A 12683-nucleotide genomic window follows, 5' to 3' on the forward strand; every position below is an offset into this window, starting at 1 on the left:
TTCGACACTCAATAGTCGTCTTTGTCGAAGCGTCGTGCCTCGCGCTGCAACTGGTAGACGAAACTCTCGACTTTGCGCTGCATCTGGCCATTGAGGTTGTGAAAGCGCACGCCAGCGAAGGTGGTGTTCAGGCGCTCTTCGAAGTGCAGGTGACGCAGTTCTACCATCGCCTGCGACATGCCCAGCGGATTGCTGGCGGCGAAGCGCTCATACACCTCACCCAGTTGCAGGCGCTCTTCGATGTTGCCTTCAAAGCGCAGCTTGCAGCCTGTGGCGGATATGTCCAGCAACTTGCCACGCAGGGCGCCCTTGCCCTTGAGTCGTTCACCGTCGAGCACGATATCGACCAGCTGCGACAGCTTGAGCGCGGCGCGGAAGGCGTTGCGGCGCTGGTGGTAGGTCATCTCGGTCGGCAGGGGGGCACGGTAGCAGCGATGGCCATCGATCTCGGTGATGGTGGTCGCGGTGTTGCATTCCCAGGCGATGCGCACGCCATCATGGAAACCTTCGATGCGGAAGGGTTCGCCATTCTCGATGTACTTTTCACCGTCGCGAGGGATCATTTCGTCCAGCGCCAGGGTATTGGCGTCACGGTCCACATGCACGACGTAACTCTGGAACCGCTGGCTGCGCTCAGGGAAGGTGATGATCAGCGGATCGTGGCTATCCAGCAATTGACGCAGGTTGGCTGCGATTTCCAAGGGTGTGGTGAGCACCTTGGGCGGCTGGGGAGCATCGGATGCATTGAACACGGGTAATCAATCTCCAGGCAAAAACGACACACGCAAGTAACGGCATTTTGCCAGTATGTTCCGTGCCTTGATAGAAATAATCACACTTGGCTGATGGCGCGGGCCTTAGCCATGGGCGAGGTGGCGCCGCGGCTGTCATAGAGCGACGGAGAATCGCCACCCATGAGGATTCTGATCTGATTGGCCGTGGCGTGTTGCTGCAGTTGGATGATCCGGCCGTTGGTCTCGTTGACCTTTTGGCAGGCATCCATCAATTGGGTGAGTACGTCGAGTTGTTGCAGCATGACCTCGCCCAGGGAGGATTGCGCGGCCAGGGCCTGCACACCGGCCCGGTCGGCGGATAAGCCCAGGCCGACCAGCAGTTGGTTGCGCCGCATGCCTTGCTGCTCGAGCAGGACGATCAGGGACTGCTTGCGTGCCAGGATGTTCTCCAGCACCTGCATGTCCCGGCCATGCAGGGCGACGGCTTCTTTCTGAAGCAGTTCGAGCAGTTCCTGCGTTGGCGCGATGTCGTCTTCGATCAGTTGCAGCAAAGTGGTGTCGTGCATGGCTGGCTCTTGGCTTTTGCGTCCTTGAAGTCAGCGCCCCGGAGGGTTAGCGCTGGGCTTCGAAATCAAGCAGTTTGCTGGCGACCCGGCCGGCATCGACCTGATAGCTGCCGTCGGCGATCGCCTGTTTCAACTGGGCCACGCGGGCGCTGTTGACTTCTGGCTGGTCGCGCAGCTTGTCGCTGATCTTCTGCAACTGCTGGGCCTCTTGGCTGAGGTGTACCGCTTCTCCGCTGGCAGTCTGTGGCGCTTCGCTGGTTTCGCCGGCTTTCGGGGCGCTACCGGTCGCGGTATTGCTGCGAACCCCGCCCGTGACGGCCGGAGAATTATTCAAACGACTGAAGTCGATGACCATGATCAGAAACCTCTGGGAATTTGGACGCTTGCCCTGTTTTCGGCCAACCCGAAAAAAACTTTAGGCACGAATGTATCGCCACCTGTCGGCAAGCGCGCATGACCCGTTTTCTGACACAGTTTAGGAAAACCCGTTCCCCGTCGCTAGTTTTTATCCTGTCCCGCCTCGCGGGCGCCGCAAATGCCTTACATGGCCACTTCTACCTGTCCAGGCCCAATCACCCGTGCCTTGACCACGCGCTTGGAGTTCAGGTTGCGCACGCGAATCTGCTCAGACAGCCCGCCTTTGCTCAAGGCCTCGCCAGGCATGCGCACGCTAAGGCTGCCACTGCGGGCCGTGATCACCACATGATCGCCCTTGCGTACCACCTCGGCCTGCTCCAGATGCTGGGGCGTCAGGACCTGGTCGAGCACCGTCGGGCGCAGCAGCTTCATGCCCACGGCCTGTTCCAGGCTTGTGAGAAAGCCTTGATTGAGCGTGCCCACGTCGCGCTCACGCAGGCTGACATCGCCTTCGCCAATCACGCTCTCGCGCCTGAGCGGGCGGGTCATCACCACCACCTCGCGAAATAGCTTCACCTGGGCCGGGACGAACACGGTCCAGGGGGCGCTGCCGTTGCAGCGTACCCGCACCGTGACCCTGCCCAGCGGCTGTGCTGGACTTTCAAGCGAAGCGTCCAGTTGCTGACTGCACAGCGGCATGCGTAGGCGCGGGTCGAGCGGGTTGACCTGGATCTCGTAGCGACCAGTGGTCTGGGTGGTGGCCAGATAATCCTCCACGGTGAATTCAAGAAACCCCTGGGTGACGCCGATAAGTTGTTCAGGCAAGGTAACCGCATCGGCCAGCGCGCGTGTGCCGGGTGCCAGCAGGCATAGCGCCATTATCAAGCCGGTCATCAGGCGCGTCAGGCGTCGGTAAAATGTCGTTTTCGTGTACATGGCGCTCAAAAAAGCAAAGCCCGTGCCGAGTCGGTAAATGGGCCAAAACTAGAGGAGTCTGGCATGGCTGGAGTCATGGATTCGGTCAACCAGCGCACGCAACTGGTGGGGCAGAATCGTCTGGAGCTGTTGCTGTTCCGCCTCAATGGCGAGCAGCTCTATGGCATTAACGTGTTCAAGGTCCGGGAGGTGTTGCAGTGCCCGGAGCTGACGTTGTTGCCCAAGTCCCACCCGGTGGTGCGTGGGGTGGCCAACATTCGCGGCGCGACCATCCCCATCCTCGACCTGTCGATGGCGACCGGCTTGCCGGGGCTGCAGGAAGAGACGCGCAACAGTTTCGTGATCATCACCGAGTACAACACCAAGACCCAAGGTTTCCTGGTGCATTCGGTCGAGCGCATCGTCAACATGAACTGGGAGGAGATCCATCCGCCACCCAAGGGGACCGGACGTGACCACTACCTGACCGCTGTCACTCGTGTGGACGGGCGGATGGTGGAGGTCATCGACGTAGAGAAAGTTCTTGCCGAAGTGTCGCCATCGTCCGAGGACGTGTCCGTGGGGGTGGTCGATGCCGAGGTGCAAGACAAGGCGATGATGCTGCGCGTGCTGACCGTCGATGATTCGTCGGTGGCGCGCAAGCAGGTCAGCCGTTGCCTGCAGTCGGTAGGGGTGGAGGTGGTAGCCCTCAACGATGGTCGCCAGGCCTTGGACTACCTGAACAAGTTGGTGGAAGAGGGCAAGCGTCCGGAAGAAGAATTCCTGATGATGATCTCCGACATCGAAATGCCGGAGATGGATGGCTACACCCTGACGGCGGAGATTCGCAGCGATCCGCGCATGCAAAAGCTGCACATCCTCCTGCATACTTCGCTGTCCGGGGTCTTCAACCAGGCCATGGTCAAGAAGGTCGGCGCCGACGACTTCCTGGCCAAGTTCAAGCCGGACGACCTCGCCCAGCGGGTGGTCGATCGGATCAAGGCGACGCATTGAAACGGCCGGGGGGCAACCCCTGGCACCAGGGATTTGAAAGAGGCGGCAGCATTGTCTACGGGTAATTTGGATTTTGAACAGTTCCGGGTCTTCCTGGAGAAAGCCTGTGGCATCTTGCTGGGCGAGAATAAGCAATACCTGGTCTCCAGCCGTCTCAACAAGCTAATGGAGCAGCAGGGCATCAAGTCGCTCGGTGAGCTGGTGCAGCGAATTCAGAGCCAGCCGCGCAGCGGGTTGCGTGAGCAGGTGGTCGATGCGATGACGACCAATGAAACCCTGTGGTTCCGTGACACCTATCCGTTCGAGGTGCTCAAGAACAAGGTGATTCCGGAGTTCATCAAGAACAACCCGGGCCAGCGCCTGCGGATCTGGTCGGCGGCATGCTCCTCGGGGCAAGAGCCGTATTCGATCTCCATGGCCATCGACGAGTTCGAGCGCAGCAACCTGGGGCAACTGAAGATGGGTGCGCAGATCGTTGCCACCGACTTGTCCGGGTCGATGCTGACCAACTGCAAGACCGGTGAATACGACAGCCTGGCCATTGGTCGCGGCTTGTCCCAGGAGCGCCTGCAGCGCTACTTCGACACCAAGGGGCCGGGTCGTTGGGCGGTCAAAGCGCCGATCCGCAGCCGGGTCGAGTTCCGTTCCTTCAACCTGCTCGACAGCTATGCGGCGCTGGGCAAGTTCGACATCGTGTTCTGCCGCAACGTGCTGATCTACTTCTCGGCCCAGGTCAAGAAGGACATCCTCATGCGCATCCACAGCACGCTCAAGCCGGGCGGGTATCTGTTCCTGGGGGCGTCCGAGGCGCTCAACGGGTTGCCGGATCACTACCAGATGGTCCAGTGCAGCCCGGGGATCATCTACCAGGCAAAATAAACCCAGATAGGGGCCGCATCGCGGCCCCTTTTTTTGCCGGTGCCCATTACCGCTTTGCTGACGCCAAGCGGTAATCCATTGCCGCTTTTCTGGCATTGCCGCCGGCAAGCAGGGCCTCAGTGCCCGGTTTTACTGGGGCTTTATCGCTTGGCACAAACCTTGCTCTAGCTTGCTCACGATTCTTCCGGTCAACCTTCGAAGGTTTCCCAGACATGAGCATCAGCTTCGACAAGGCGCTCGGCATCCATGAGCAGGCATTGAGCTTCCGCGCCCAGCGCGCCGAGGTTCTGGCCAACAACATCGCCAACGCCGACACGCCTAACTACAAGGCGCGTGACATGGATTTCTCGGCGGTGCTCGCCGCTGAAGCCGACAAGCAGCAGAAAGGGCGCATTGCCCTGGATCGCACCAATAACCGCCACATCGAGGCCGAAGGCCTGGCCATGGGGGACGATACCCTCAAGTACCGCACGCCGATGCAGCCGTCGATCGACCAGAACACCGTAGACGCCCAGATCGAGCAGTCCAACTACGCAGAGAACGCCATCGGCTTCCAGGCCAGCTTCACCCTGCTCAACAGCAAATTCAAAGGGCTGGTTTCGGCCCTGCGTGGAGAGTGACCATGTCCCTTGCCAGTGTCTTCAATATTGCCGGTAGCGGCATGAGCGCGCAGAACACCCGCCTCAATACCGTCGCTTCCAACATCGCCAACGCCGAGACTGTTTCCTCGAGCATCGACCAGACCTACCGCGCGCGTCATCCGGTGTTCGCCACTACCTTCCAGCAAGCCCAGAACGGCGCTGGCCAGTCGCTGTTCCAGGATCAGGGCGAAGCGGGGCAGGGTGTGCAGGTGATGGGCATCGTCGAGGATCAGAGCAACCTTGAGGCGCGCTACGAGCCCAATCATCCGGCGGCGAACAAGGACGGCTACGTCTACTACCCCAATGTCAATGTGGTGGAGGAGATGGCTGACATGATCTCCGCCAGCCGTGCGTTCCAGACCAACGCCGAGCTGATGAACACCGCCAAGACCATGATGCAGAAGGTGCTGACCCTCGGTCAGTGATAAGGAGTCAGGATCATGGCAGTCAACAGCACCGGCGGTGTGAACCTCAACGACGTCCTCGCGGCGTCGGGCGTCAGCACTGGCACCACCAAGAAGCCCGCACCCGAGAACACTGACAAGAACGCCCTGGGCAAGGATGCGTTCCTGCAGTTGCTGGTCACCCAGATGCAGCACCAGAACCCGCTCGATCCTCAGGATAACAGCGAGTTCGTCGCCCAGCTGGCGCAGTTCAGCAGTCTGGAAGGCATCACCACGCTCAACAGCACGGTCAATTCCATTGCCGGTGCCATGGGTTCGTCCCAGGCCCTGCAGGCTTCGTCGTTGGTGGGTCGTTCGGTGATCGTGCAGAACGATAAAGCGGTGGTCGACACCACCCAGAGTTTCAATGGCCAGTTCATCGTCCCGCAAGGTATCAGCGAGGCGAAGATCACCATCAAGGATAAAGACGGCAACACCATCAAGACCATCGAGTTGGGCCAGCAGAAAGCCGGTTACGCCGACTTCATCTGGGATGGCACCAATGACAAGGGTGAAAAGGTCGACCCGGGCACCTATAGCTTCTCGGCCACCACCATGGTCGATGGCAAGTCGACGCAGATGTACACCCTGCTGCCAGCCAAGGTCACCAGCGTCAGCATCAACCCCAATGGCGAGATGATGCTCAACCTTGCAGGGCTCGGGAAAGTTTCTCTGTCCAGCGTGCAAACCATTGGTATCTAAGGCCGGCTAGAGCGGCACAAGGAGCGAATTCATGTCTTTCAACATCGGTCTTAGTGGTCTGTACGCTGCCAACAAGCAGCTGGATGTCACCGGTAACAACATCGCCAACGTCAATACCGTTGGTTTCAAGTCGTCGCGCGCCGAGTTCGCGGACGTCTACGCAGGTGCCAACCGCCTGGGTGTCGGCAAGAACCAAGTGGGCAACGGTGTGCGTCTGGCGGCCGTCTCCCAGCAATTCAGCCAGGGTGACATCAACAACACCGGCAACGTACTGGACATGGGTATCCAGGGGCAGGGCTTCTTCGTGCTGTCGGACAACGGCTCGATGGTCTATACCCGTGCCGGTGCCTTCCAGACCAACAAAGACAACTATGTGGTCACCTCGGACGGCCTGCGCCTGCAAGGCTATGCCGCCGACTCGACCGGCAAGATCCAGAAGGGCGTGCTGACCGATCTGAAGATCGACACCTCCGCTCTGGCCCCCAAGGCCACGTCCCTGATCGACCAGGGCATCAACCTGAATTCCTCGGCCACCGACATTCCGCTGATGGTCGACGACGGTACCGGTACCATGGTGCCGAACAAGCCGTTCGATCCCTCTGACGAAACCACCTACACCAAGTCGTTCCCGACCAAGGTGTACGACAGTCAGGGCAACGAGCACACCATGGAGCAGTTCTATCGCAAGACCGGCACCAACCAGTGGACCATGTACACCCTGGTCGATGGACGCAATCCGTTCGACCCGGCCAGCACCACGCCGCTGAGCGGCACCATCAGCTTCAACAGCGACGGTTCGGTCAATGCGATGACGGCCAACAACACCGGCCTGCCGCCTGGTTCGTCGTTCACCGTGAACAACAACACCTTCACCATGACTGGCTGGATTCCGGCGTCCAAGGATGCTTCGGGTAACTGGGCTGCCAATGGCGCGGCGGGCAATGCTGGTGGCATGCGTCTGTCGATGAACAGCACCACCTCGTACAACACCGAGACCGCGCGTATGTCGCAGTCCCAGGACGGTTACGCCACCGGTATTCTGTCGAGCCTGAGCATCGATTCCACCGGTGTGATGTTCGCCAGCTTCAGCAACCAGCAGTCCCGTGCGATCGGTCAGGTGGCCGTTGCCAGCTTCGCCAACGAGCAGGGCCTGCAGCAGATCGGTGGCACCCGCTGGACCGAAACCTTCTCCTCCGGCATTCCAGGCATCGACGCACCCAAGACCGGTACCTTGGGTAGCGTGGAGTCCAACTCGCTGGAAGCCTCCAACGTCAACCTGACCCAGGAGTTGGTCGAGCTGATCAAGGCGCAGAGCAACTACCAGGCCAACGCCAAGACCATCTCCACCGAAAGCACCATCATGCAGACCATCATCCAGATGACCTGATGGTCGCTGGTCGGTCGAGTGCGCACGAACCCCTTTCCCGATAAAGGGGTTCGTCGTTTTCGAGGTAAGGCTCATGAAGAAATGGATTGTGACGCTCGCCGCAGCGCTGTGCCTGCTCCAGGTCCAGGCGGCTGCGGCGCCGTGGTGGCGCTGGGAGAGCCAGGCCGACGGGCGCCTGGTGTGTTCGCAGTGGTCGCCGGGGGAGGGGTGGAAGCGCTTCGCCGGCCCGTACAACAACGCCGGTTGCCGCGAGCTGTAGCCGATTGCCGTCAGCGGCAAGATGGCGCCGGATATCCGGCGTTGCTCGTTCCAAAGGCTTCCCTCAAAGCCCGTATTCACGGGCTTTTTCATGCTTTTCAAAAGTTGGTTCGGAACTTGCTTTAGTGCCTGCACAGCAACGTCGGCGGCAATCGCTCGTCAGTGCAGTGGAGAATGACTGTGGACAAAATGCTTTACGTGGCCATGACCGGTGCCAGCCAGAACGCGCTGGCCCAGCGGGCCCACGCCAACAACCTGGCGAACGTTTCCACCAACGGTTTTCAGCGCGACCTGGAGCAGGCGCGTTCGATGCCGGTGTTCGGTGACAGCTTTCCGGCGCGCGCCTTCGCCATGAGCGAACGCCCGGCCACGGATTTCACTGCTGGCGCAATGGTCGAGACCGGTCGCGAACTGGACGTGGCAGTCACCGGCGATGGCTTCATTGCCGTGCAGGCGCCGGACGGCAGCGAAGCCTATGTGCGCACCGGCAGCCTGAACATCGATGCCCTGGGCGTGCTGCGTGCCGGCAACGGCATGCCGGTGATGGGCAACGGTGGCCCGATCGCGATTCCGCCTGAGCAGAAGGTGGAGATCGGTGAAGACGGCACCATCAGCATTCGCGCCATGGGCGAGGACCCGCGGGTCATGGCCGAGGTCGACCGCATCAAGCTGGTCAATCCGGACACCAAGAACCTGACCAAGGGCCTGGACGGCATGATCCACACCAAGAACGGCCAGCCCGCCGATGCCGACGTCAACGTGCGGGTGGCGTCGGGCTTTTTGGAGTCGAGCAACGTCAATGCCGTCGAGGAAATGACCTCGGTGCTGGCGCTGTCCCGTCAATTCGAACTGCACGTCAAGATGATGAACGCGGCCAAGGAAGGCGATGAAGCCATGGCGCGTGTTTTGCAAATCGGCTAATCACTTTTGAACGGGTGCCGTAAAACAGGCGCACGAGGAGAACACTAAATGCTTCCGGCTCTTTGGGTCGCTAAGACCGGCCTGTCCGCCCAGGACACCAACCTGACCGTCATCTCCAACAACCTGGCGAACGTCTCGACCACCGGCTTCAAGCGTGATCGCGCCGAGTTCCAGGACCTTTTGTACCAGATCAAGCGTCAGCCGGGTGCTCAGTCGACCCAGGACAGCGAGCTGCCTTCGGGCCTGCAGGTCGGTACCGGTGTGCGCATTGTCGGTACTCAGAAGAACTTCCAGACCGGCAGCCTGCAGACCACCGAAAACCCGCTGGACATGGCCGTCAACGGTCGCGGTTTCTTCCAGGTGCTGCAGCCTGATGGCACTGTTTCGTACACCCGTGACGGCACCTTCCACCTGAACTCCGACGGCCAGATCGTCACCGCCAACGGTTTTGCCCTTGAGCCTGCGATCGTCGTGCCGCCGGATGCCCAGACCTTCACCGTTGGCCAGGACGGCACCGTGTCGATCACCACCGCCGGCAACCCGGCCGCGCAGATCATCGGCAACATCCAGACCGCCGACTTCATCAACCCGGCAGGCCTGCAAGCCGTCGGCAATAACCTGTTCCTCGAGACTGCAGCCAGCGGTGCGCCACAGATCGGCACCCCGGGCCTGAACGGCTTCGGCACCACCCTGCAGCAGACTCTGGAAAACTCCAACGTCAGCACCGTGGAAGAGTTGGTGAACATGATCACCACCCAGCGCGCCTACGAGATGAACTCCAAGGTCATCTCCACCGCCGACCAGATGCTGTCGTTCGTCACCCAGCAGCTGTAAGACCCAAGCCCGTTACACGTGAGGTAAGCGTCATGAATCGTCTGTTGTCCGTCTTCGCCCTGGGGGGCGCGGTGTTGTTGGCCGGTTGCGTCGGGCCGACGCCAAAGCCAAACGACCCGTACTATGCGCCGGTCGTGCCGCGTACCCCGCTGCCGGCGTCGGCGGCCAATGGCTCGATCTATCAGGCTGGCTTCGAGCAGAACCTGTACACCGATCGCAAAGCGTTCCGCGTGGGTGACATCATCACCATCACGCTCAACGAGCGCACCTCAGCGAGCAAGAACGCAGGTTCCCAGATCCAGAAGAACAGCAAAGCCAACATCGGCCTGAGTTCACTGTTCGGTACGGTGCCGAACACCAACAACCCGTTCGGCAGTGGCGACCTCACGCTGGAGGCGGGGTACAGCGGCGATCGCGCCACCAAGGGTGACAGCAAGGCTACCCAGGGCAACACCCTGACAGGTTCGATCACCGTCACCGTAGCTGAAGTGTTGCCAAACGGCATCATCGCCGTGCGCGGTGAAAAGTGGATGACCCTGAACACCGGCGAAGAGCTGGTGCGCATCGCAGGTCTTGTCCGTGCCGATGACATCGCTACCGACAACACCGTGCCATCCACCCGCGTGGCCGATGCACGTATTACCTATTCGGGCACAGGTTCCTTCGCCGATGCCAGCCAGCCTGGTTGGCTGGACCGCTTCTTCACGAGCCCGCTTTGGCCCTTCTGAGTCGGATGACCATGTTCAACGTAAGGCAGCTGATTGCCGCGACCCTGCTCCTGTCCTGCGCGTTCGGTGCTCACGCCGAACGCCTGAAGGACATCGCCAGCATTTCTGGCGTGCGTACCAACCAGTTGATCGGCTATGGCCTGGTGGTGGGGTTGAACGGTACGGGTGACCAGACCACCCAAACCCCGTTCACCCTGCAGACCTTCAACAACATGCTGTCCCAGTTCGGCATCAAGGTGCCGCCGGGGTCGGGCAACGTGCAGCTCAAGAACGTCGCCGCGGTATCGGTGCACGCTGATCTGCCGGCCTTCGCCAAGCCCGGCCAAGTGGTGGACATCACCGTTTCGTCGATCGGCAACTCCAAGAGCCTGCGCGGCGGCAGCCTGCTGATGACCCCGCTCAAGGGGATTGATGGCAACGTCTATGCCATCGCCCAGGGCAACCTGGTAGTGGGTGGCTTTGACGCAGAGGGGCGAGACGGCTCCAAGATCACCGTCAACGTTCCGTCGGCTGGTCGTATCCCAGGTGGGGCCACCGTCGAGCGCGCCGTGCCGAGCGGCTTCAACCAGGGCAACAGCCTGACGCTGAACCTCAATCGCCCGGATTTCACCACCGCCAAGCACATTGTCGACAAGATCAACGACATGCTCGGCCCAGGTGTGGCCCAGGCCGTCGATGGCGGCTCGGTGCGTGTCACTGCGCCCATGGACCCGAGCCAGCGTGTGGACTACCTGTCGATCCTCGAGAACCTGGAGATCGACCCAGGCCAGGCCGTGGCCAAGGTCATCATCAACTCGCGCACCGGCACCATCGTCATTGGCCAGAACGTCAAGGTCTCGCCGGCGGCAGTCACCCATGGCAGCCTGACCGTGACCATCACCGAAGACCCGATCGTCAGCCAGCCTGGACCGTTCTCCAATGGCCAGACCGCTGTAGTGCCGCGCTCGAAGGTCAACGCCCAGCAGGAAGCCAAGCCAATGTTCAAGTTCGGCCCGGGCACCACCCTGGACGAGATCGTGCGTGCGGTGAACCAGGTGGGCGCGGCGCCCAGCGACCTGATGGCGATCCTCGAAGCCCTGAAGCAGGCCGGCGCCTTGCAAGCCGACCTGATCGTGATCTGAGGACGCCAGCCCATGAATTCCAAGAGCCTGGTTTCCGGACACGCCGACAGCGGTGCCTACACCGACCTCAACCGCTTAAGCTCGCTCAAGCACGGTGATCGCGACAGCGATGCCAACGTGCGCAAGGTGGCCCAGGAGTTCGAGTCGTTGTTCATCAGCGAGATGCTCAAGGCCTCGCGCAAGGCCAGTGACGTGCTGGCCGACGACAACCCGATGAACAGCGAGACGGTCAAGCAGTACCGCGACATGTACGACCAGCAGTTGGCCGTGAGCATGTCCCGCGAAGGCGGCGGTATCGGCCTGCAGGATGTGCTGGTGCGTCAGCTGTCCAAGAACAAGCCTGCGCCGGTCAACACCAGCCCGTTCCCGCGTATCGAAGGGCATGCCCCGGCGCTGTGGGGCAGCAAAGTGGCCGAACCCATGCATTTCAGTGAAACGGCCGGCACCCGCAACGACGTGGCTGCGCTCAACTCGCGGCGCCTGGCCCTGCCGGGCAAGCTGACGGATCGTTTGCTGGCCGGCATCGTGCCGTCGGCGAGCACCACCAATACCGCTGCCGTGCCGGCCCGCGAAGGACAGCAGGTGGCCAGCGCCGCCCGCGCCTTCGCTGCGCCGGATGGGACGCGCATTCTTGGCCGCGCCGTGGCTCAGCCACCGCTGGCGCCGAAGAAGGCCTTCACCGACAGCGACCAGTTCGTCGCCACCATGCTGCCGATGGCCGAGCAGGCCGCCAAGCGTATCGGTATCGACCCCCGTTACCTGGTAGCCCAGGCTGCCCTGGAAACCGGTTGGGGCAAGTCGGTCATGCGCAATGCCGATGGCAGCAGCAGCCACAACCTGTTCGGCATCAAGGCCACCGGTAACTGGCAAGGTGGGCAGGCGAGGGCGATCACCAGTGAGTTTCGTGGCGGGCAGTTCGTCAAGGAGACTGCGGCGTTCCGTTCCTACGATTCCTACCAGGACAGCTTCCATGACCTGGTCAGCCTGTTGCAGAACAACGCGCGCTATCAAGATGCGGTGAAGTCGGCCGATAACCCGGAACAGTTCGTGCGAGAGCTGCAGAAGGCCGGGTACGCCACCGACCCGAACTACGCCAGCAAGATCTCGCAGATCGCAAGACAGATGAAGTCGTACGAGAGCTACGCGATGCTCGGTACCACAACGAAACTTTAAGGGTTTGGAA

Annotated in this window: 16 protein-coding genes; 12 read left to right on the top strand and 4 right to left on the bottom strand. The window is 61.1% G+C overall.

Annotation, left to right across the window (positions count from 1 at the left end; genetic code table 11):
* Positions 1 to 8: 8 nt before the first annotated feature.
* From BLS27_RS14960 to flgA, 4 genes are all read right to left on the bottom strand, one after another.
* Entirely contained in the window at positions 9 to 752 is a 744-nt protein-coding gene (locus tag BLS27_RS14960; protein WP_090345424.1) for a flagellar brake protein, read from the bottom strand.
* 80 nt (positions 753 to 832) lie between these two features.
* Positions 833 to 1300 carry a flagella synthesis protein FlgN gene (locus BLS27_RS14965; RefSeq protein ID WP_043210937.1) on the bottom strand — a complete coding sequence of 156 codons (468 nt, stop codon included), beginning with the start codon at positions 1298 to 1300 and terminating at the stop codon, positions 833 to 835.
* A gap of 46 nt (positions 1301 to 1346) precedes the next feature.
* Positions 1347 to 1655, bottom strand: coding sequence for a flagellar biosynthesis anti-sigma factor FlgM (flgM, locus tag BLS27_RS14970; RefSeq protein ID WP_043210935.1), 309 nt, complete (start codon positions 1653 to 1655; stop codon positions 1347 to 1349).
* Between the two features lie 185 nt (positions 1656 to 1840).
* Positions 1841 to 2593 carry a flagellar basal body P-ring formation chaperone FlgA gene (gene flgA / locus BLS27_RS14975; protein WP_043210934.1) on the bottom strand — a complete coding sequence of 251 codons (753 nt, stop codon included), beginning with the start codon at positions 2591 to 2593 and terminating at the stop codon, positions 1841 to 1843.
* Between the two features lie 63 nt (positions 2594 to 2656).
* On the opposite strand from flgA, the gene BLS27_RS14980 reads away from it, so the two are divergent.
* From BLS27_RS14980 to flgJ, 12 genes are all read left to right on the top strand, one after another.
* Positions 2657 to 3586, top strand: a complete 930-nt coding sequence (locus tag BLS27_RS14980; protein ID WP_043210931.1) for a chemotaxis protein CheV — start codon at positions 2657 to 2659, stop codon at positions 3584 to 3586.
* A 51-nt stretch (positions 3587 to 3637) separates the two neighbouring features.
* Positions 3638 to 4465: a protein-glutamate O-methyltransferase CheR gene (cheR, locus tag BLS27_RS14985; RefSeq protein WP_043210928.1), complete on the top strand. Its 828-nt coding sequence runs from the start codon at positions 3638 to 3640 to the stop codon at positions 4463 to 4465.
* A gap of 212 nt (positions 4466 to 4677) precedes the next feature.
* A complete protein-coding gene (flgB, locus tag BLS27_RS14990; RefSeq protein ID WP_043210926.1) occupies positions 4678 to 5085 on the top strand; it encodes a flagellar basal body rod protein FlgB in 408 nt (135 codons plus the stop codon).
* A 2-nt stretch (positions 5086 to 5087) separates the two neighbouring features.
* Positions 5088 to 5531 (top strand): flagellar basal body rod protein FlgC, encoded by a 444-nt coding sequence (gene flgC / locus BLS27_RS14995; protein ID WP_043210925.1) that lies wholly within the window; start codon positions 5088 to 5090, stop codon positions 5529 to 5531.
* A gap of 15 nt (positions 5532 to 5546) precedes the next feature.
* The gene (flgD, locus tag BLS27_RS15000; protein WP_043210921.1) at positions 5547 to 6251 is read left to right on the top strand and encodes a flagellar hook assembly protein FlgD; all 705 of its coding nucleotides are present in this window, start codon (positions 5547 to 5549) and stop codon (positions 6249 to 6251) included.
* 31 nt (positions 6252 to 6282) lie between these two features.
* Positions 6283 to 7638, top strand: coding sequence for a flagellar hook protein FlgE (gene flgE / locus BLS27_RS15005; protein ID WP_043210920.1), 1356 nt, complete (start codon positions 6283 to 6285; stop codon positions 7636 to 7638).
* Positions 7639 to 7711: 73 nt separating this feature from the next.
* Positions 7712 to 7897 (top strand): hypothetical protein, encoded by a 186-nt coding sequence (locus tag BLS27_RS15010; RefSeq protein ID WP_043210917.1) that lies wholly within the window; start codon positions 7712 to 7714, stop codon positions 7895 to 7897.
* 179 nt (positions 7898 to 8076) lie between these two features.
* Positions 8077 to 8817, top strand: coding sequence for a flagellar basal-body rod protein FlgF (flgF, locus tag BLS27_RS15015; protein WP_043210915.1), 741 nt, complete (start codon positions 8077 to 8079; stop codon positions 8815 to 8817).
* Between the two features lie 48 nt (positions 8818 to 8865).
* Positions 8866 to 9651, top strand: a complete 786-nt coding sequence (gene flgG / locus BLS27_RS15020; protein WP_090345426.1) for a flagellar basal-body rod protein FlgG — start codon at positions 8866 to 8868, stop codon at positions 9649 to 9651.
* Positions 9652 to 9683: 32 nt separating this feature from the next.
* Positions 9684 to 10379, top strand: a complete 696-nt coding sequence (flgH, locus tag BLS27_RS15025; protein WP_090345428.1) for a flagellar basal body L-ring protein FlgH — start codon at positions 9684 to 9686, stop codon at positions 10377 to 10379.
* An 11-nt stretch (positions 10380 to 10390) separates the two neighbouring features.
* Positions 10391 to 11500, top strand: a complete 1110-nt coding sequence (locus BLS27_RS15030; protein ID WP_090345531.1) for a flagellar basal body P-ring protein FlgI — start codon at positions 10391 to 10393, stop codon at positions 11498 to 11500.
* 12 nt (positions 11501 to 11512) lie between these two features.
* On the top strand, positions 11513 to 12673 hold the full coding sequence (gene flgJ, locus BLS27_RS15035; RefSeq protein WP_090345430.1) for a flagellar assembly peptidoglycan hydrolase FlgJ: 1161 nt from the start codon (positions 11513 to 11515) through the stop codon (positions 12671 to 12673).
* Positions 12674 to 12683 lie beyond the last annotated feature (10 nt).

The organism is Pseudomonas guariconensis, from assembly GCF_900102675.1.
GTDB lineage: Bacteria > Pseudomonadota > Gammaproteobacteria > Pseudomonadales > Pseudomonadaceae > Aquipseudomonas > Aquipseudomonas guariconensis.